Source organism: Fictibacillus sp. KU28468 (assembly GCF_026153615.1).
Lineage (GTDB): Bacteria > Bacillota > Bacilli > Bacillales > Fictibacillaceae > Fictibacillus_C > Fictibacillus_C marinisediminis.
The window spans coordinates 4207533-4224862 of record NZ_CP110666.1 but is presented as its reverse complement, the minus strand read 5'-3'; the positions used below and the strand labels follow the sequence as shown (position 1 = coordinate 4224862).

The following is a 17330-nucleotide window of genomic DNA, read 5'->3' as shown; positions in this document are numbered from 1 at the left end:
TCGGAAGAAGAGGTTATCTAATGAATGAACATGCTTTGGAAAGGAGGGAGATACGTGAAAGAAAGAGAATGGATCCCTGGAATCAACCATATTGAATTCTGGGTGAACTCGATGGAAGAATCTCTGAAATTTTATGAAACGCTGTTTGCTTTGATTGGGTGGAAAGAGATCGGGAAAGGCATGTTCAGCTCTGGACATATCGAGATCTATTTAAAGGAGGCCGACGTTCCGCGTACTGATTCTGCAGGGCCAAGGCACATTTGCTTTCAGGCAGTCTCACGCGATGTGGTTGATCGTGTCGGCAGCTATCTGCAGGAAGCCGGTGCAGAGATGATCAGGGGCCCTGTTGAAGTACCCCGCTATTCAAAGGGATATTATACGGTAGACTTCAGAGATCCTGACGGATATGTGCTGGAAGTTGCACATACTCCTCACATGAAGCTCTAATAAAGGAGAAATGATAAAGGATGGACGCAGTCTGGTATGGAGCGGCGGGAATTTGCAGAAACGAAGAAAACAAAATCGTCATGGTGCTGCAAAGGTCAGATTGGGGAAGAAAAGGGATGGAGCGTTCCATCGGGCAGGTTGAACCCGGGGAAACGTTTCAAGAATGCTGTGCCCGGGAATTTTGGGAGGAAACAGGTTATCGGGTAAAAGTGGGCAGCCGTCTTTTCATTAAAAAGTGTATAACATATGGCATTGAAGTTGAGGTACATTACTTTGAGGCAACTATTCTTTCGGGTGTTCCGGCTATACAGGACCCCGACCAGCTGATCCATGAAATCTCCTGGAAAACGGCAGAAGAAATTGGCCGGTTAATTCTCTCTTTTCCGGAAGACCGGCCTGTTTTAATTGAAATGGCTGAACCGGTCTCTTTTTAGAAAAAATGTTAGGGGAGGAGAAAAATGAGCAGATCTATTCGAAAGGGCACGGCTGCTGATTTTCAAAATATGAAGGAATTAGTAGGAAATCCGGATAATTTAATGGATGAATGGTCAAAAGAACAATGGGTCTCCGCGTTGGAACGTGAAGATGTCGGGGTGTTTGCTGCGGAAGAAGAGGGAGTTCTTCATGGTTATGCGGTTGTCCGGCTCAACAAGAAAGATCCCGTTTCCTTAACTGAAAAGCCGAGGGCTCTCATCACCCATTTATGTACCATGTCCGGGGAGGGCCAGTTGCGCCAAATGCTTGTGCAGCACTGTTTGGCCTGGGCGAGGAAAAAAGGAGCCGGAGATTTTGAGATGTAGCAGCGGTCAGGAAAGGAAGAGATCTTGTGAACCATCAATTTTTAGCGAAGTGGAAATGGTATGAAATAGAGTCAGCTGGACAAAAGGCGCAATACCTCAAGAACATGGTTCACGAGCTGCCGGATAGTTCTCACTGGATCAACAATATAAAAGAAGAAACAAGCAATTATTTAAGAATAGAGCACGACGGCAATCCTGTCCTGAACGGCTGCCTTATCTATGAAAAAGATGATCTGGGAGAAGATGAATATAACAATGATTTCTTTCATTTCTACGTAACAAAAAATTATTTTGTTACAGTAGGGCTGGATGTTACGAAGCTGATCCGGACAGAGAAAAAAGGCATGCTTGAACAGATGCATCGATGCGAAACAGCGGCAGAAGGCTTTTTTATCCTGCTTGGCGAAGTGCTGAACAACTATCTCGACGGAATCGATGAGTTCGAGCACAGGCTGAAAACCCTTCAGCATGATATGAAGAAAAATAATAATCAAAATCTGCTGGAACGCATTTATGATCTGCGCCAGGAATTATTAATTTGGACAGACCTGACCATACCAGTTGAGGAAATTAAGCTGGCAGCGGAAGAAGCATTTTTAGATGACATTACAGAAACGAGAGAATACAGGAGGACGTGCGTCAGGATCGAACGTACACTGAATCTGATCAGCCATTACAAACAAGATATAGATACAATGATCAACCTTGAAGAAGTTCTTTCTTCACATCGAGGAAACGAAATTATGAAGACACTCACGGTTATGACCGTTATCTTCACTCCGGGTATGATGCTCGGCTCAATCTGGGGTATGAATTTCAAGAACATGCCCGAGCTCGATTGGAAAACGGGTTATGCTTGGGCACTCGGTCTCATCGGTTTATCTATCATCAGTATCTACATATGGCTCAGGATGAAAGGGTGGACAGGAGACCTTTTAAAAAGCCGCAGAAAAAAACACCCGTTTAAATAAATACACACTCCCATAAAAAATAAATATAAACAATTGCCGCAAAAATCCGATAGAAAAAAAGATTTGACTACTTTTGTCGAATCCAAAACTATTGGAAAAAAATTTTTAATTAAAAACCAACCAACTTACCATTAATAGTAGGATATTTCGTTCGAAATGTTATAGGGAGTATGTAGACGGGAGTTGTCAGCGGCGAATGAAGAAAATTTTTCAAACCATCATGTCCTTATGTTTATTATCTGGAATTCTGGCACCAACGGTACCGGCGCACGCCAGCACAAGCGAAGCACCGAAAGTAAAAAGCCAGAGTGCCATCCTGATTGATCAGAAAACCGGGAACGTTCTTTATAATAAAAAGGACAGCAAGAAGATGTATCCTGCAAGTATCACTAAAATTGTAACGGCAATCCTTGCCATCGAGTCCGGTAAAATGGATGAAATGGTAACCATTAGTAAAAATGCGACCCTGACAGATGGAACAAGGGTCTATTTATCTGAGGGAGAACAGCTTCCTTTAAAAAAGCTTGTTGAGGGAATGATCGTGAACTCCGGAAATGACGCAGCTGTAGCAATTGCGGAATATCTTGCAGGAGATGTGCCTTCATTTGCCGATAAAATGAATGAATTTGCGAAAAAGGCAGGAGCCACGCATACCCATTTTGAGACGCCGAACGGATTATTTAATCCTGATCATTATACAACAGCAGAAGATATGGCCAAGATCACTCAAGTCGCCATGAAAAATAAGGAATTCCAAAGAATTGTGAGTATAAAAGATCTCCCTTGGCACGTAAAGGGCTGGAATACAACCCTTGTGAATCATCATCGTCTGCTATGGGACTACCCGGGCACGACAGGGGTCAAAAACGGCTATGTCAGTCAGGCGAAACACACGCTTGTCACCTCGGTGTCCAGAAATGGAATGGATTTTATTGCGGTGGTCTTAAAAGCTCCGACGGCTAAGGCGTCTTACAGAGATACCATTTCACTTTTCGAATACGGGTTTAACCATTTTCAGAGGCAGAAAATTTCCAAAGGAACCATGATTGAGGATTCTGCCGGAAAAGAACATGCCTTGAAAAGGGACCTTGAATTTACACTCCCTATGGGGGAGAATTATACAAAGAATGTTTCTTCAAACGGGGAATTAACGGTGCAGAACAGCAAAGGAAATGAGCTGGCCGCAGTTCAGCTGTTTCATCCAAGCCCCAAAAAAGCAGCCAGCAAAGTGGCTTCAAGCACGGTAGAAAAGGTAAAAGAAATAACGCCGCTGCAGTTAACCACAAGGACGGCAGTCTTCTTCTACAGCCTGTTTCTACTGCTTGTCTCCTGCATGGTGATCGTCCGCATGAAAAAGAAAAAGAGAAAAGAACAGCGGATGAAAAGGCTGGAGAAGAACTATACGTTTATTAAATAACACCTTCTTTGGAGGGTGTTTTCTTCTGAAATCATCATAAATTCGGCAGTTGAATCGAAAGAAATATAGTAGAAGTATAAATAAGGGTGCTGATAGGTGGGTTTTTATGGATATTAATACGAAAATCAGGATACTTGTAGTGACGGTGTTTATTTTAATGATGATGACCGCGATCATGTCGCTGACCAATTAAAAAAGTGTATGTATACGTAAAGAGAGGATCTCCTCTCTTTTTTTATGCCGCAGTACTCACATAGTTCCCCTTTAATATCCTTCTAATGGAAATCCCTAGATGAAGCTGCAGTGTTTTGTTATACTTCAGGAGCTTGCAGCAATCGTTCCTACTGTCAGACGAATACGCTGAAAAGCGCGTATAAGCATGACCTGGACACGATGCTGTTCGATTTTACCGGTGCAGGCTCTATTACACGTGAAGGGCTGCAGCAGATGGAAAGCTTGTTCACTGCCTTATCCTATATGGGCGGGATTGAAGCAGTCATTGTCGGAGTAAAGCCTGAACATGCGAAACAAATAAAAGAGCTGAATGCAGATGGCAGATGAGGAATTCTACTTTTTATCGATGCTGCAGGAGGCCATGAAAAAGCACCTATAAAAAGGGGCTGTCCAGAAAGTCGAAAATTGACCTTCAGGCAGCCCCTTTTTGGCTTGAAAAATCTTCAATGAAAAGTTAATTGAAGTGGAAGATGCGAGACTCCTCGAAAATGAACTTCACATTTTCTTTGTGTGATATAACGCTGCCGAAGCTTTCCTTGTCCTGCGGGACTAGCGTGACAGGTGAGACTCCCGCCGGTGCTTGCGCCAAAAAGTAGGCGTTCACGCCGGTAAGGCTCACCGCACGCCCCGCGAAAGTAGGAGCTCGCGCCGGTAAAAGCGAGCAGCCTGGAACGAAAATCAACAGCTTACAGACTTCTTGGACAGCCCCTTTTCGCTGTTTTACCGGAATTTTTGCCTTGGCACAAATGCCATTAAGACGGGTGCCAGGGCAGCGCCGGCAATGAGGCCGAATAAATGGCCGTAAATATTAATTCCTTCGCTGGTAAACGTGGTGATTAAGCTGAAGACCAGAACGACAAGCAATATCTGTTTGTTGGCTGCCCCTACTAAATATTCTTTCCGTGCATACATCAAATAAAGATAGATGCCGAACAGCCCAAAAATAGCACCTGATGCTCCGATATGGGCAAAGTTAAGGGGGAGAATAAAATAGGTTGCGATATCTGCAATAATGCCGGCGCCAAAATATCCGATCAGAAATTTGCCTTTGCCAAGAATTCTCTCAAGGGCAGGCCCGAAAATAACGAGTGAAAATGAATTGAAGAGCACGTGCGTAAGGCTGGAGTGTGTAATGATCGGTGTAGCGAGCCTCCAATATTCTCCCTGGGAGATGTAATAGTTAGAGCCGGCAAAATAATAATAAAGAAAGTCCGCCTGCGGTCCAATATTAAGCAGGAGAAAAACGATCAAATGAAGAGCTGTCAGGATTGAAATGACAGGATAAAGCCTGATAAAAGTCTTGAAATTTTCCTCCCTTACAAACAACCAGCATCACCACCTGTATGTAGTATATTTATCTTAGCACAACGGCAATACAAATAAGAAATACGAAAGCCGTAGAAAGGAAGCAATGATGATTATTGGCACAGGAATTGACATTGTGGAGATTGCAAGGATAGAAGAGGTCTGCCAGAAGCAAGTTCGTTTTCCCAATCGGATCCTCACTAAAAAAGAGCTTGAGGCGTATGGCGTTTTAAAGGGAAGAAGGCAGGCTGAATTTCTGGCGGGGCGTTTTGCTGCCAAGGAAGCCTATGCAAAGGCAATGGGAACGGGAATCGGGAAGCATCTGTCGTGGCAGGATATCGAGATTGCGAAAAATGATAACGGGAAGCCTGTCATATTCGGCGGAACGGATAGGATCGCCCATCTTTCCATTTCACATTCCAAAGAATTTGCTGTGGCACAAGTCGTGCTGGAAACTGCTCCGGAATAAGCTTCGATTTTCAGAGCTCGTCATGCTAGTCTGCATATTGTCCCATTTGCCCACATATATTGTAATGCGGTCAGGAAGGACATCCTGTTTGCGTGGTTGAGAGCGTAAATACAGGGTGCCCTTCCTTTGTAAAATAAAGGGCAAAGGGGATAAGAACATGAAGAAGACACTGTCAATAACCTTGATGGCGTTTCTATTCATATTCGGATTGGCGGGCTGCGGAGCGAAAAGCCAGGAAGATGTAGTAACGTCGCTGGATAAGAAGATGGAGGAAATGACGGGATACAAAGCAGATGCCGTCATGACACTGAATACGGGCGAGAAACCAATTCAGTATCAGCTGGAAGTGTGGCATAAGAAACCAAACTTCTATCGTGTGAATCTAAAAAACGCCAAGAAGGATCAAAGCCAGATGATCCTAAGGAATAAAGAAGGTGTTTTTGTTTTAACGCCTGCTCTGAATAAAAGCTTCAGATTCCAAAGCGACTGGCCGGAAAATAACAGTCAGGTCTATTTGTTCGAGTCTCTGGCAGCAGACATACTGAATGATACGGATCGAGGATTTAAAGCGATGGAGAATTCGTATGTTTTCCATACGAAAACCAACTATCAAAATAAAAACCTGTATCAGCAGGAGATAACGCTGAATAAAGATCTGGCTCCGAAAACAGTAAGAGTTATGGATAAGGATGCAAAGGAACTGGTGAAGCTGCAATTCTCCAATGTGAAGTTCGATGCTAAATTTGATAAGGGCGCTTTTGACATGGAGACTAACATGACAGGAGCACAGCTGGAACTGCCGGCGATGAGCCAGAAAAGTGACCAAAAGGCGATGGAAGTATTGTATCCGAAGTACAGCGGCCCTGGGAATATCGAATTGACCAATGAAAAGGAAGTTAGCGTGCATGACGGCAAACAAGTTGTTCTCAGTTTCTCGGATGAAAATAATAAAAAAACATTTACATTGATTGAAAGAAAAAATGAAGCCGTTCAGACAACTGCCGGAAAACCAGAAAGGCTGACCATGCCTGGCGGAGAACCCGTTGATCTGGGCTACACCGTTGGAGCGATGAATGATAAGTCGATATCATGGACGTATAAGGGAGTGGATTTTTTCCTTGCATCCAATTCGCTTGATCAGGAAGAACTGATGGCCATTGCGCGTTCGGTTTCCGCTCAAGGCTCAAAATAATAAAGTTAAAAGGATTTGGCTGATTTCGCATTTTGTGAATCAGCCTTTTTTATTCTGTATTTGCCCTTACGGAAATAGGATGAATGTTGTAGAATAACGAATAGACGAATTAATATAAGAAGAAGATATAGATAGATGGGACGGATAAGTTTGGATACTCGGGAGTTTTACAGAGACACTTGGGCAGAGGTTGATTTGTCCAGCATCAAAGAGAATATTCGCTCATTCCGCGGCCTGCTTCCAGACCGAACGGAAATTATGGCCGTAGTGAAAGCGGATGGATACGGACACGGAGCGCTGCCTGTCGCAAAAACGGCACTTGAAGCAGGGGCAACCTATCTTGCAGTTGCATTATTGGATGAAGCACTGTCTCTTCGAAAACAAGGCATACAGGCACCAATTCTTGTACTGGGCCGGACCAGGCCGGTAGATGCGGCACTTGCAGCGGAAAATGATATTTCACTTACCGTTTTTCAAGCGGACTGGGTCGATGAGGCTTCAGTTTATCTTCAAGGAGAGAAGAAGGTCAACCTCCACCTTAAAATTGACACGGGTATGGGACGGATTGGAACGAGAGAACCAGAGGAAACGAAGAATCTGGCCTTGAAAATAGAGGAAGTTCCCCAATTTTGCCTGGAGGGCGTGTTTACCCACTTTGCCACGGCGGATGAACTGGAATCTGATCTGGTGGACAAACAATTTGAAAGGTTTGCGCGAAGCTTGGAATGGATCGGTGAAACGGGTGCAGCACCGCTCTTTATCCATTGCGGAAACAGTGCGGCCTCTCTAAGGTTCCCTGACAGAGTCTTTAATATTGCAAGAATCGGAATCTCGATGTATGGACTCGCTCCTTCAGAGGAAGTGAAAAGCGTACTTCCTATTCCGTTAAAGGAAGCCTTTTCCCTGCATACCCGGCTTGTTCATGTAAAAAAAGTTCAACGGGGAGATACGGTAAGCTATGGCGCCACCTATACCGCCAAGGAGGAAGAGTGGATTGGCACGCTTCCGATCGGCTATGCCGACGGCTGGATGAGACGCTATGCTGAAAAAGGTCATGCACTGGCTGGGGGCAGGAAAGTTCCGTTCGCAGGAAGGATCTGCATGGACCAATGCATGATCCGCCTTCCCCATGAGATGAAGGTCGGTGATCTTGTTACGTTAATCGGCTGCCAGGGGGACGAAAAGATTTCTATTGATGATCTTGCCGCTCAAATCGGTACGATAAACTACGAAATTCCGTGTTTAATTACATCTCGTGTCCCCCGTGTTTACAAAAAGTAAGGTCGAATTTTAGAAAAAATGAATGTAATTTTAAATTTTTAGCAGAATATTAGCAGGACTATTAAAAATCTTGAAGAATATTTACTTTGAAATCGTTTTGCAAACCCTTATCTTAAGTGATAAGATTATATTTGGTTAAGAATGATCGTAGCAAATCGTAGATAAGCTTTGCTCTGGAGGTGTAGGTGTGTCCGAATTGGCTAACACAAAGAGGATCGTAATTAGTCTTCCTCAACAGATTATCAATGAGGTAGACCGGATGATTAAGAATGAGAATTTGGACCGCAGCGAATTTATACATCAGGCGACTAAGATGTATATCCGCGAGAAGAAGAAACGTCACATTCGTGAATCTATGAGACAGGGTTATATGGAAATGGCAAAAATCAATTTGAACATTGCATCAGAAGCCTTTCTTTTAGAGGAGGAAGCTGAAATTACCTTAGACCGCTTAGTTAGCGGGGTGTAGCCCTTTGATCGTAAAACGCGGAGACGTTTACTTTGCAGACCTTTCCCCTGTAGTTGGATCGGAACAAGGGGGAATCAGACCGGTTTTGATTATTCAAAATGATATCGGTAACCGATTTAGTCCTACTGTTATTGTCGCAGCCATAACCGCTCAAATCCAAAAGGCAAAACTGCCGACGCATGTTGAGATCAATGCGAAGAAATATGGATTCGAACGGGATTCTGTTATCTTGCTGGAGCAAATACGTACGATTGATAAACAAAGGCTGACCGACAAAATCACGCATCTTGATGATGAGATGATGCGTCGCGTTGATGAAGCGTTACAAATCAGTCTCGGTCTTATAGACTTTTAAACAAACTGCCGTTTCTCCCTGGGAATTGGCAGTTTTTTTAATTGGAAACCCTTTACTAATGTAAATAAGCACAGCTTTTGGGAATTGCCGGCGAACTATATAGCAAAAGATTGCAAGAATGAGTGAGAAATGGAATAATAAATATAGTGTACCGATCGTAAGGGGGTATAGAATGAACGCGGCCATCATCAATATTATCTTAAGTAAGCGCAACGAAATAGATGAGCTTTGGTCCAGGGAGCTTAATGCTTTCAAAAGTGAGACAAGCGTAATGACACCCCACATGTACAATCAGCTGAACAAGGAATTTTTATCATTGCTGATTCATCATATCAGCCAGGGCGATATTTCAACTGATGGAACATTGGGACGTTTTTTCGATAAAGTATTGCGGACGAACATGCCGCTTGAATATTTAACACAAGGTCTTCAGACGTTTCGAAGGATTGTTCTGGAGATTATTATTGAGGAAGATATTCAAAAGGATACAGCAATAGATATATACAGGGAAGTAGACCGCTGGATGGATCCTATTTTAAATTCAGTAGTTCAAAATTCTTCTCAGATATGGGAACGTACCGTTTCTATTCAAAAGTCAGCGTTGCTTGAATTATCAGCACCGCTTATTCCGGTATTTCAGCATATTAGTGTTATGCCGCTGATTGGAACCATCGATACAGAACGCGCAAAGCTGATTATGGAGAACCTGCTCGAGGGAGTGATTCAATACCGTTCTCAAGTCGTTCTTATTGATATTACAGGTGTTCCCGTTGTCGATACAATGGTTGCTCACCATATTATCCAGGCCGCTGATGCAGTCAGGCTGCTGGGCTCCACTTGTATTCTGGTCGGAATCAGACCGGAAATCGCCCAGACCATTGTTAGTCTTGGCATTGATTTAAGCCTTTTTCCTACGAAAAGCACACTGCAAAAAGGGATGGAAAGAGCTCTGGAAATTACAAACCAACAAATCGTTAAGGATAAATAGGGAGTGGGGAAAATGAGGATTCCTATTTTGAAACTGCATGAGTATCTTCTTATTACGATTCAAGTAGAGCTCGACGATCAGACAGCTCTGCAGTTTCAAGAAGATCTGCTTAATAAGATTCATGACACCGGAGCCAAAGGTGTAGTAATTGACCTGACATCCGTAGATATGATCGACTCCTTTATTGCCAAAGTATTAGGAGATGTCGTCCGTATGTCAAAACTGATGGGAGCACAAGTGGTTTTGACTGGTATTCAGCCTGCAGTTGCAATTACACTGATTGATTTAGGGATTTCAATGAGAGAGGTTCCGACGGCGCTTGATCTTGAACAAGGGCTTGATAAATTGCGACTGGAACTGGAGGGATGAGTATGGACATCCAATCCTGTGTAGAAGTTTGCAATGAATGGGATATCGTCAGTGCCCGGCAGTTAGGCAGAAACATGGCAAAAGAACTGGGATTCGGCAATGTGGATCAGGCGCGGATTACAACCGCCATTTCTGAGTTGGCACGTAACATCTACTTGTATGCCGGCAACGGAAAAATTTGTCTGGAGCCGGTTGAACAAATGGGCAGGAAAGGACTCCGGATCATCGCCGTTGATAACGGTCCTGGGATTCGGGATATCCGAAAGGTTATGCAAGATGGATACACGACTTCTGGGGGACTAGGGGCAGGGTTGCCTGGGGTCAAGCGTTTAATGGACGAGTTTTCCATTGATTCAACGCTGGACAGCGGGACAGAGATCCTTGCTACGAAGTGGCTTCGTTAGGAGGCGTTCAATGAACGAAAGAGAAATGATTATAGATCGATATAAAGACTTGCTGACTACCTATCTTAAAGGCAAAAGCGAGACCGCCCTATATAAAGGGCAGCAATTCAGCAGGAAGCTGATCGAGCAGCAGATCTCTCCCGAAGATGTGATCAGCCATCACGTTAACGTGATGAATGAGCTTTTTCCCGACATGACGGATGGAATGAAGGACTCTTTTGATTTTCTTCTGGAAGTCATGATCGGGTATGGGTTTGCTTACCGTGAGCATCAGAGCTTAAGGACACGGCAGCGCCAGCTTGAATCTGAAATTGAAGTCGCTGCGAGCATGCAGCAGACACTTCTGATCAGTGATGTGCCAGAGGTGGATTCTCTGGATATTGGAGTGATCAGTGTTCCGGCCAAGAAGATGAACGGAGATTACTTTAATTTTGTAAAAGACGATAAATCAATCAGCGTAGCAGTAGCTGATATCATCGGCAAGGGAATACCGGCAGCGCTATGTATGTCCATGATTAAATATGCCATGGACAGCTTGCCTGAACAGCGTATGCAGCCTAATCTCCTGCTTGAAAATTTAAATAGAGTCGTTGAACAGAATGTGCACCCGAACATGTTTATTACTATGCTTTATGGGCTGTATGACACAGATGTCCATAAGTTTCATTTTGCCGGTGCAGGACATGAGCCCGGTTTTTTTTATAAAGCGGAAGGCGACGAGTTTGAAGACATGTTTGCCAAGGGTCTCGTTTTGGGTGTTTCCCGAACGACCAAATATATGGAATATGAAAAACAGCTCGATCCGGGTGATATGATTATTCTTCTTTCCGATGGCGTGACAGAGTGCCGGACTAGCAAAGGGTTCATCGAAAGAGATGAGATTGTTTCTCTGATCCGTGAGAATATGCATAAACCGGCTCAGGAAATTGTCGATTGTGTGTTTACAGAGCTGGAGAGACTTCAGGAATTTGAACTAAGAGATGACTTTACACTTATTATTCTAAAAAGAATGGTTTAACCGTTTTTGAAAAAGGGTAAATCATTTTATGGGTTTATGATAACATCCTGGGGGGAAAAAAATGAATCTGCAAATTAAACATGAAGAAACTAATGGAGTTCACTATTTAATATTAGCTGGAGAAGTAGACGCATACACTGCACCAAAACTTAAGGAAGTGCTGGTTCCTCTTACAGAGGAGAAAAATGTACAAATCATGATTGATCTTCAGCACATTGATTATATGGACAGTACAGGCCTTGGAATTTTTGTCGGAGCATTGAAATCAACCAAGAAGAATGACAGTTCGCTGAAGCTTCGAGGAATGACCGAAAGAGTTAAACGATTGTTTGAAATTACCGGCCTGACTGAGGTAATGGATATAGACAATGAGGTAAAGGGGGAGGCCAGATGAATAAAGCCTCTGATTTTATCGAAATGACAGTACCCGCCAAACCCGACTATGTCGGTGTGGTGCGTCTGACGATATCTGGTATCGCCAACCGGATGGGTTTTGTTTTTGACGAAATTGAAGATATCAAAATTGCCGTTTCGGAAGCCTGTACGAATGCAGTTAATCATGCGTACACAGAAACGGAAAAAGGACAAATCCGGATTGGCTGTGGCGTATATGAAGACCGGCTCGAAATTATGGTTGTAGACCATGGCAAGAGCTTTGATTATGATGATATGAACGAATCACTCGGACCTGTAGAAGGGAAATCCGTGGAACAATTGAATGAAGGAGGCCTGGGCCTCTTCCTAATTGAATCATTGATGGATAAAGTGGAAATCAGCGGTGAAGCGGGTGTGATCGTAATGATGACGAAGTATCTTCACAGAGATGAGGTGGAGGAAAATGTCGACAGGACCTCACCAGCACCTACGCAATAAGGAAGAAGTATATAAGTGGATCGATGAGCTTCAGAACGATCCGCAAAATGAAATTCTTCAAACCAAGCTTGTACATCAATACCAAGACCTTGTCCATTCACTCGCCCGAAAGTTTTCAAAGGGCAAAAGCATTCATGATGATTTAGTACAGGTAGGGATGATTGGACTGCTGGCTGCACTCCGCAGGTATGATCCTGAATTTGGCCGTTCATTCGAATCGTTTGCGGTTCCTACCATCATTGGTGAAATTAAACGCTTTATCCGGGATAAGACCTGGAGTGTCCACGTACCGAGACGGATTAAGGAACTTGGACCGCGTATTAAAAAAGCCGTAGAAGAACTGACGAACCAGCTTCAGCGTTCTCCGAAAATCCAGGAAATTGCCGACTTCTTGGAGGTCACGGAGGAAGAAGTACTGGAGACGATGGAGATGGGCAAAAGTTATCAAGCTCTTTCTGTCGACAGTTCAATTGAAGCAGATCAAGAAGGTAGCACAGTAACATTGCTGGATCTTGTCGGATCTCAGGATGCCGGCTTTGACCAGATCGATAAAAGAATGCTGCTGCAGAAGGCGTTCGCTGTTCTTTCTGAAAGAGAACAAGAAATTTTGAAATGTACGTATTTTGAAAATCTAAGCCAGAAAGAAACAGGAGAACGGCTTGAAATTTCTCAAATGCATGTTTCTCGCCTTCAAAGGAGAGCACTTGAAAAACTTCGGGAAGCAATTCGCGTTGAACCATCGGAGGCTTTAAAATGATCCAGGACTATTCCTATGACAAAATAACTGTCTCTTCCTTTCAAAAGCCTAAGAATGGTAATGATCTATGCGGAGATAGTTTTTATGTCACGGAAACCCGTGATTATTTTATTTGTGCAGTAGCAGATGGGCTAGGGAGCGGGAGTTTGGCAAGAACTGCTTCTCAGGCAGCTGTTAATGCAGTTGAGCAGAATCATCAATTAGATGTTGAGGAACTCATGAGGGTGTGTAATGAGGAGCTGAAAGGGACTCGCGGAGCGGTTCTTTCCATCTTTAAGATTGATTTCCGGCAGGAGGCAGTGATTTATGCTGGTGTTGGAAACATCCGCTTTATGATGGCCGGAAAAGACCGTAAGTTAATTTATCCCCTTCCGACTGTGGGATTTCTCTCTGGAAACCCCCGAAAATTTCAGATTCAGCAATTTCCTTTTGATAATCAGACTGCTTTTATAATTTATTCTGACGGAATGGAAATTCATACGCAAAGCCGCAGCATCTTGACAAATATGGTTTCGCCAAAGGAGTCTGCGGCTTACCTTGGAAACCTTTCTCAAAAATTAATTGATGATGCTACCTGTCTCGTAGGAAAAGTGTCGCATGCCTAATATAAGCCGGGCCGATGGAGCCCCGGCTTTTTTTTGTGGTAATTATGAATGATCTCCATATACTAATTGAAAAGGGGTGATGCGTTTTGAATCCTGGTTTTTGGATTTGGATTACCCTGGGTTTTATCGCTTTTTACTATATTGTGCGTTACGTCAGCCTTGCCAAAAGGACAGAAATTTTTTTGGAAAGCCCGTCTGTTACTAAACATTATGCTTCCATTCACGGTTCCTGCATCCAGGAGGAGGAGGAGTGGCGGTATTGAGCATCCGAACGTGGATGCTTTTTTTATTGCGCCCGGCTCATGTTTTCTTAAAAGGTGTGGAAAGTGTTAAACTAGAAGAGTATATGATGTCATTTTTACAGTAATGAAAGGGGTACTTCTATTGGAAGGAACAATCGAAAAAACGGATAATGGCTATTTGGACATTGCCAAAGAATTGGGTGTTAAACAAAAACAAGTAGTAAACGTTATCGATTTATTAAAAAACGGCAACACGGTCCCCTTTATTGCCAGGTACCGGAAAGAGCTGACAGGTGGTCTGGATGAAGTTCAAATTAAAGAAATCATGGATAGATGGCATTATTCCGAAAACCTTAAAGAGCGTAAAGAGGAAGTTCTCAGGCTGATCGGGGAACAGGGGAAACTGACGGATGAGCTGGCTGTTGCCATTTCAAAGGCTAAAAAATTGCAAGTGATAGAAGATTTATACCGTCCCTACAAGCAAAAGCGAAGAACCAGGGCGACTGCAGCCAAGGAAAAAGGGCTTGAACCGTTCGCGGACTGGATGATGAGCCAGCCTGCACAAGGAGATGTCCTGCAAAAAGCTTCGGAATTTCTTTCTGAGGAAAAAGAAGTACATACAGTGGAAGATGCTGTTGCGGGCGCTCAAGACATCATTGCCGAACAGCTGTCAGATGATGCTTCCATCAGAACGTGGATCAGAGACCTGACGTATAAAGAAGGAAAGCTGCAAACGTCATTGAAGAAAAATGGAGAGGACGAGAAAAAGGTATATGAAATGTACTATGAGTACACTGAGCCTGTTCAGAAAATCGTTCCTCACCGTATTCTTGCTGTAAACCGGGGTGAAAAGGAAGACGTTCTAAAAGTGGATATTGAGGCTCCTTCAGAGAAAATCATTGAAAGACTCAATCGCACTGTAATTAAAAATCCCTCTTCACCGGTGGTATCATTCCTAAAAGAGACCATTGAAGACAGCTATAGAAGGCTGATTGCTTCTTCTATTGAACGCGATATCCGGAATGAACTAACGGATAAGGGTGAAGAGCAGGCAATCCACATTTTCTCTGAGAACTTGAGGAACCTTCTTCTTCAGTCTCCATTAAAGGGAAGAATGGTACTCGGTGTGGATCCTGCTTACCGGACAGGCTGCAAACTTGGTGTGGTGGACGAGACCGGAAAGATGCTCCATATCCAGACGATTTATCCTACACCGCCGAGGTCGGAAGTGCAAAAATCCGAAGCAGTGGTCAAAGAACTGATCGCAAAGTATGGCATACATGTCATTGCAATCGGAAACGGAACAGCCTCAAGAGAAACGGAACAGTTCATTGTCAATACGATTAAAAGCATTGAGGAATCTGTTTCTTATATCATCGTAAACGAGGCGGGCGCCAGTGTTTATTCAGCTTCTGCTATCGCAAGGGAAGAGTTTCCCGAACTGCAGGTCGAGGAACGCAGTGCGATATCCATCGCTCGGAGACTGCAGGATCCGCTCGCTGAACTGGTGAAAATTGATCCAAAGTCTGTCGGTGTGGGGCAGTATCAGCATGATGTCTCACAAAAACGTCTGAACGAATCTTTAACCTTTGTCGTGGAAACAGCCGTGAACCAGGTGGGTGTTAATGTGAATACCGCTTCCTCGTCCCTTCTTCAATATGTAGCAGGCTTGTCAAAGACCGTGGCACAGAACATTGTAAAGGTAAGAGAGGAAAAGGGGAAATTCGTGAAGCGGGAAGAATTGAAAAAAATTCCGAGGCTCGGTGCGAAAACCTATGAGCAATGTATCGGCTTCTTAAGGATTCCTGACGGGAAAAACCCGCTTGACCAAACAGCCATTCACCCGGAGAGCTATAAAGAAACACTCCAGCTTTTAAAGGAAATAGGCAGTGAACTGCAGGAGATTGGCTCAGACGATTTAAAATCCAAGCTGAAAACCATTGATATAAAATCAATGGCAGCCAAATTAACGATTGGGGAACCGACTCTTCAGGATATCATTGACGGCTTATTGCGGCCCAACCGGGATGTCCGGGAAGAATTATCAAAGCCGCTGCTGAAAACGGATGTGCTAAAGCTTGAAGATCTGGAAAAAGGGATGGAACTTGAAGGAACCGTCCGGAACGTCGTTGATTTTGGGGCCTTTGTAGATATTGGCGTGAAACAGGATGGCCTTGTTCATATTTCTAAACTGGCCAAACGCTTTGTGAAGCATCCGATGGATGTCGTGAGTGTCGGCCAGGTTGTCACCGTATGGGTAGACAGTGTCGATCTGTCGAAAGGGAGAGTGGCGTTAACTATGCTGCCGCCAGATGCCCAGTAATCCTCGCTGAATTTATGGCAGAGTGTTGCTTTCAGTCGTGCAGTTCTTTTGATTATAAAAAAACCAGCATTGATTTAAAAGACGGATCTGATAACGGTCTTTTTGATAGTAGGCTTTTCTAAGTTGCTTCTTAAACCATGTAGGCATAGACAAAACCTCCACTTATTCAAGCGTGATTTAGTCTATGTCTCATGGCTTGTTGATGTGACCAACTTTTTGTTTTTAGAAGGAGAAAGGAAAAGAAATGGAACAAAAGGATCTACAACATCTTGTTGAACATCTTTCACAGGATTTTTTCCAAAAGCGCTTTCGGCATACCGCCCGCTTTAATGCCCGGCTGAGAACTACTGGAGGGCGATATTTGCTGAGGTCCCATGATATAGAGATCAATCCGAGGCAGCTGACTGAGTTCGGCTATGAAGCGCTCGTAGGCATCATTAAACATGAATTGTGCCATTACCATCTCCACATGGAAGGCAGGGGCTATAAACATCGGGACCCGGAATTTAAGCAGCTTCTGAAGAAGGTTGGCGGGCTGCGCTATTGCGAAGCATTGCCTGGAGCCAGGAAAACACAGCCGTATAAATATCTTTATATATGTTCAAACTGCAAGCAGCAATATAAGCGTAAGCGCAGGGTCAATACGGCTAAATATGTATGCGGAAAATGCAGAGGGAAATTGATTTTAACTTAAAGCTAAAAAAGTGTTGACTAGAAAGTCTGATCTGTGTTAGATTAATAAAGTCGCTGAAAGACATCTTGTCCATACATAGACAAAATAAATTCCAAAAAAACATATTGACATTTGAGG

24 protein-coding genes are annotated in these 17330 nt (G+C 43.7%); 21 read left to right on the top strand and 3 right to left on the bottom strand.

Annotated elements, in window-relative coordinates:
* Positions 1 to 111 precede the first annotated feature (111 nt).
* The 6 genes from OKX00_RS22365 (at position 112) to OKX00_RS22340 (ending at position 4196) form a co-directional block, all read left to right on the top strand.
* Entirely contained in the window at positions 112 to 447 is a 336-nt protein-coding gene (locus OKX00_RS22365; RefSeq protein ID WP_053358399.1) for a VOC family protein, read from the top strand.
* Between the two features lie 20 nt (positions 448 to 467).
* Positions 468 to 881, top strand: coding sequence for an NUDIX domain-containing protein (locus OKX00_RS22360; RefSeq protein ID WP_265408906.1), 414 nt, complete (start codon positions 468 to 470; stop codon positions 879 to 881).
* Positions 882 to 905: 24 nt separating this feature from the next.
* On the top strand, positions 906 to 1247 hold the full coding sequence (locus tag OKX00_RS22355) for a GNAT family N-acetyltransferase (protein WP_053356100.1): 342 nt from the start codon (positions 906 to 908) through the stop codon (positions 1245 to 1247).
* Positions 1248 to 1273: 26 nt separating this feature from the next.
* Positions 1274 to 2218 carry a magnesium transporter CorA family protein gene (locus OKX00_RS22350; RefSeq protein ID WP_062240137.1) on the top strand — a complete coding sequence of 315 codons (945 nt, stop codon included), beginning with the start codon at positions 1274 to 1276 and terminating at the stop codon, positions 2216 to 2218.
* A gap of 196 nt (positions 2219 to 2414) precedes the next feature.
* Positions 2415 to 3635, top strand: a complete 1221-nt coding sequence (locus tag OKX00_RS22345; RefSeq protein WP_265408905.1) for a D-alanyl-D-alanine carboxypeptidase family protein — start codon at positions 2415 to 2417, stop codon at positions 3633 to 3635.
* Positions 3636 to 3938: 303 nt separating this feature from the next.
* On the top strand, positions 3939 to 4196 hold the full coding sequence (locus OKX00_RS22340; RefSeq protein WP_265408904.1) for an STAS domain-containing protein: 258 nt from the start codon (positions 3939 to 3941) through the stop codon (positions 4194 to 4196).
* Positions 4197 to 4323: 127 nt separating this feature from the next.
* Here the strand turns inward: OKX00_RS22340 and OKX00_RS22335 are convergent, their stop codons facing one another.
* Together OKX00_RS22335 and OKX00_RS22330 are read right to left on the bottom strand one after the other, a co-directional pair.
* On the bottom strand, positions 4324 to 4551 hold the full coding sequence (locus tag OKX00_RS22335) for a hypothetical protein (RefSeq protein WP_265408903.1): 228 nt from the start codon (positions 4549 to 4551) through the stop codon (positions 4324 to 4326).
* A 38-nt stretch (positions 4552 to 4589) separates the two neighbouring features.
* The gene (locus tag OKX00_RS22330; RefSeq protein WP_265408902.1) at positions 4590 to 5195 is read right to left on the bottom strand and encodes a rhomboid family intramembrane serine protease; all 606 of its coding nucleotides are present in this window, start codon (positions 5193 to 5195) and stop codon (positions 4590 to 4592) included.
* 88 nt (positions 5196 to 5283) lie between these two features.
* On the opposite strand from OKX00_RS22330, the gene acpS reads away from it, so the two are divergent.
* From acpS to OKX00_RS22260, 14 genes are all read left to right on the top strand, one after another.
* Complete coding sequence (acpS, locus tag OKX00_RS22325; protein WP_265410614.1) at positions 5284 to 5643, top strand: holo-ACP synthase; 360 nt, start codon at positions 5284 to 5286, stop codon at positions 5641 to 5643.
* A gap of 157 nt (positions 5644 to 5800) precedes the next feature.
* Positions 5801 to 6835: a LolA family protein gene (locus OKX00_RS22320; RefSeq protein WP_265408901.1), complete on the top strand. Its 1035-nt coding sequence runs from the start codon at positions 5801 to 5803 to the stop codon at positions 6833 to 6835.
* Between the two features lie 135 nt (positions 6836 to 6970).
* Positions 6971 to 8116: an alanine racemase gene (gene alr / locus OKX00_RS22315; protein ID WP_265408900.1), complete on the top strand. Its 1146-nt coding sequence runs from the start codon at positions 6971 to 6973 to the stop codon at positions 8114 to 8116.
* 187 nt (positions 8117 to 8303) lie between these two features.
* A complete protein-coding gene (locus OKX00_RS22310; protein WP_053356092.1) occupies positions 8304 to 8585 on the top strand; it encodes a CopG family ribbon-helix-helix protein in 282 nt (93 codons plus the stop codon).
* Between the two features lie 4 nt (positions 8586 to 8589).
* The gene (gene ndoA / locus OKX00_RS22305) at positions 8590 to 8940 is read left to right on the top strand and encodes a type II toxin-antitoxin system endoribonuclease NdoA (protein WP_007200228.1); all 351 of its coding nucleotides are present in this window, start codon (positions 8590 to 8592) and stop codon (positions 8938 to 8940) included.
* A 172-nt stretch (positions 8941 to 9112) separates the two neighbouring features.
* On the top strand, positions 9113 to 9928 hold the full coding sequence (locus OKX00_RS22300) for an STAS domain-containing protein (RefSeq protein ID WP_265408899.1): 816 nt from the start codon (positions 9113 to 9115) through the stop codon (positions 9926 to 9928).
* Between the two features lie 12 nt (positions 9929 to 9940).
* Positions 9941 to 10297, top strand: coding sequence for an STAS domain-containing protein (locus OKX00_RS22295; RefSeq protein ID WP_007200230.1), 357 nt, complete (start codon positions 9941 to 9943; stop codon positions 10295 to 10297).
* 2 nt (positions 10298 to 10299) lie between these two features.
* Positions 10300 to 10701 carry an anti-sigma regulatory factor gene (locus tag OKX00_RS22290; RefSeq protein ID WP_265408898.1) on the top strand — a complete coding sequence of 134 codons (402 nt, stop codon included), beginning with the start codon at positions 10300 to 10302 and terminating at the stop codon, positions 10699 to 10701.
* A 10-nt stretch (positions 10702 to 10711) separates the two neighbouring features.
* Entirely contained in the window at positions 10712 to 11719 is a 1008-nt protein-coding gene (locus tag OKX00_RS22285) for a PP2C family protein-serine/threonine phosphatase (RefSeq protein ID WP_265408897.1), read from the top strand.
* A 61-nt stretch (positions 11720 to 11780) separates the two neighbouring features.
* Entirely contained in the window at positions 11781 to 12113 is a 333-nt protein-coding gene (locus OKX00_RS22280) for an STAS domain-containing protein (protein ID WP_053356088.1), read from the top strand.
* Positions 12110 to 12592 carry an anti-sigma B factor RsbW gene (rsbW, locus tag OKX00_RS22275; RefSeq protein ID WP_248251152.1) on the top strand — a complete coding sequence of 161 codons (483 nt, stop codon included), beginning with the start codon at positions 12110 to 12112 and terminating at the stop codon, positions 12590 to 12592. Before OKX00_RS22280 ends, rsbW begins: the two co-directional genes overlap by 4 nt.
* Positions 12558 to 13349 (top strand): RNA polymerase sigma factor SigB, encoded by a 792-nt coding sequence (gene sigB, locus OKX00_RS22270; RefSeq protein WP_053356086.1) that lies wholly within the window; start codon positions 12558 to 12560, stop codon positions 13347 to 13349. Before rsbW ends, sigB begins: the two co-directional genes overlap by 35 nt.
* Positions 13346 to 13954 carry a protein phosphatase 2C domain-containing protein gene (locus OKX00_RS22265; RefSeq protein ID WP_265408896.1) on the top strand — a complete coding sequence of 203 codons (609 nt, stop codon included), beginning with the start codon at positions 13346 to 13348 and terminating at the stop codon, positions 13952 to 13954. The genes sigB and OKX00_RS22265 overlap by 4 nt, the downstream gene beginning before the upstream one ends.
* Positions 13955 to 14320: 366 nt before the next feature.
* On the top strand, positions 14321 to 16519 hold the full coding sequence (locus OKX00_RS22260) for a Tex family protein (RefSeq protein ID WP_265408895.1): 2199 nt from the start codon (positions 14321 to 14323) through the stop codon (positions 16517 to 16519).
* Positions 16520 to 16531: 12 nt separating this feature from the next.
* Here the strand turns inward: OKX00_RS22260 and cmpA are convergent, their stop codons facing one another.
* Positions 16532 to 16666, bottom strand: coding sequence for a cortex morphogenetic protein CmpA (cmpA, locus tag OKX00_RS22255; RefSeq protein ID WP_091010572.1), 135 nt, complete (start codon positions 16664 to 16666; stop codon positions 16532 to 16534).
* A 97-nt stretch (positions 16667 to 16763) separates the two neighbouring features.
* On the opposite strand from cmpA, the gene OKX00_RS22250 reads away from it, so the two are divergent.
* Positions 16764 to 17213, top strand: a complete 450-nt coding sequence (locus OKX00_RS22250) for a SprT family protein (protein WP_265408894.1) — start codon at positions 16764 to 16766, stop codon at positions 17211 to 17213.
* Positions 17214 to 17330: the final 117 nt, after the last annotated feature.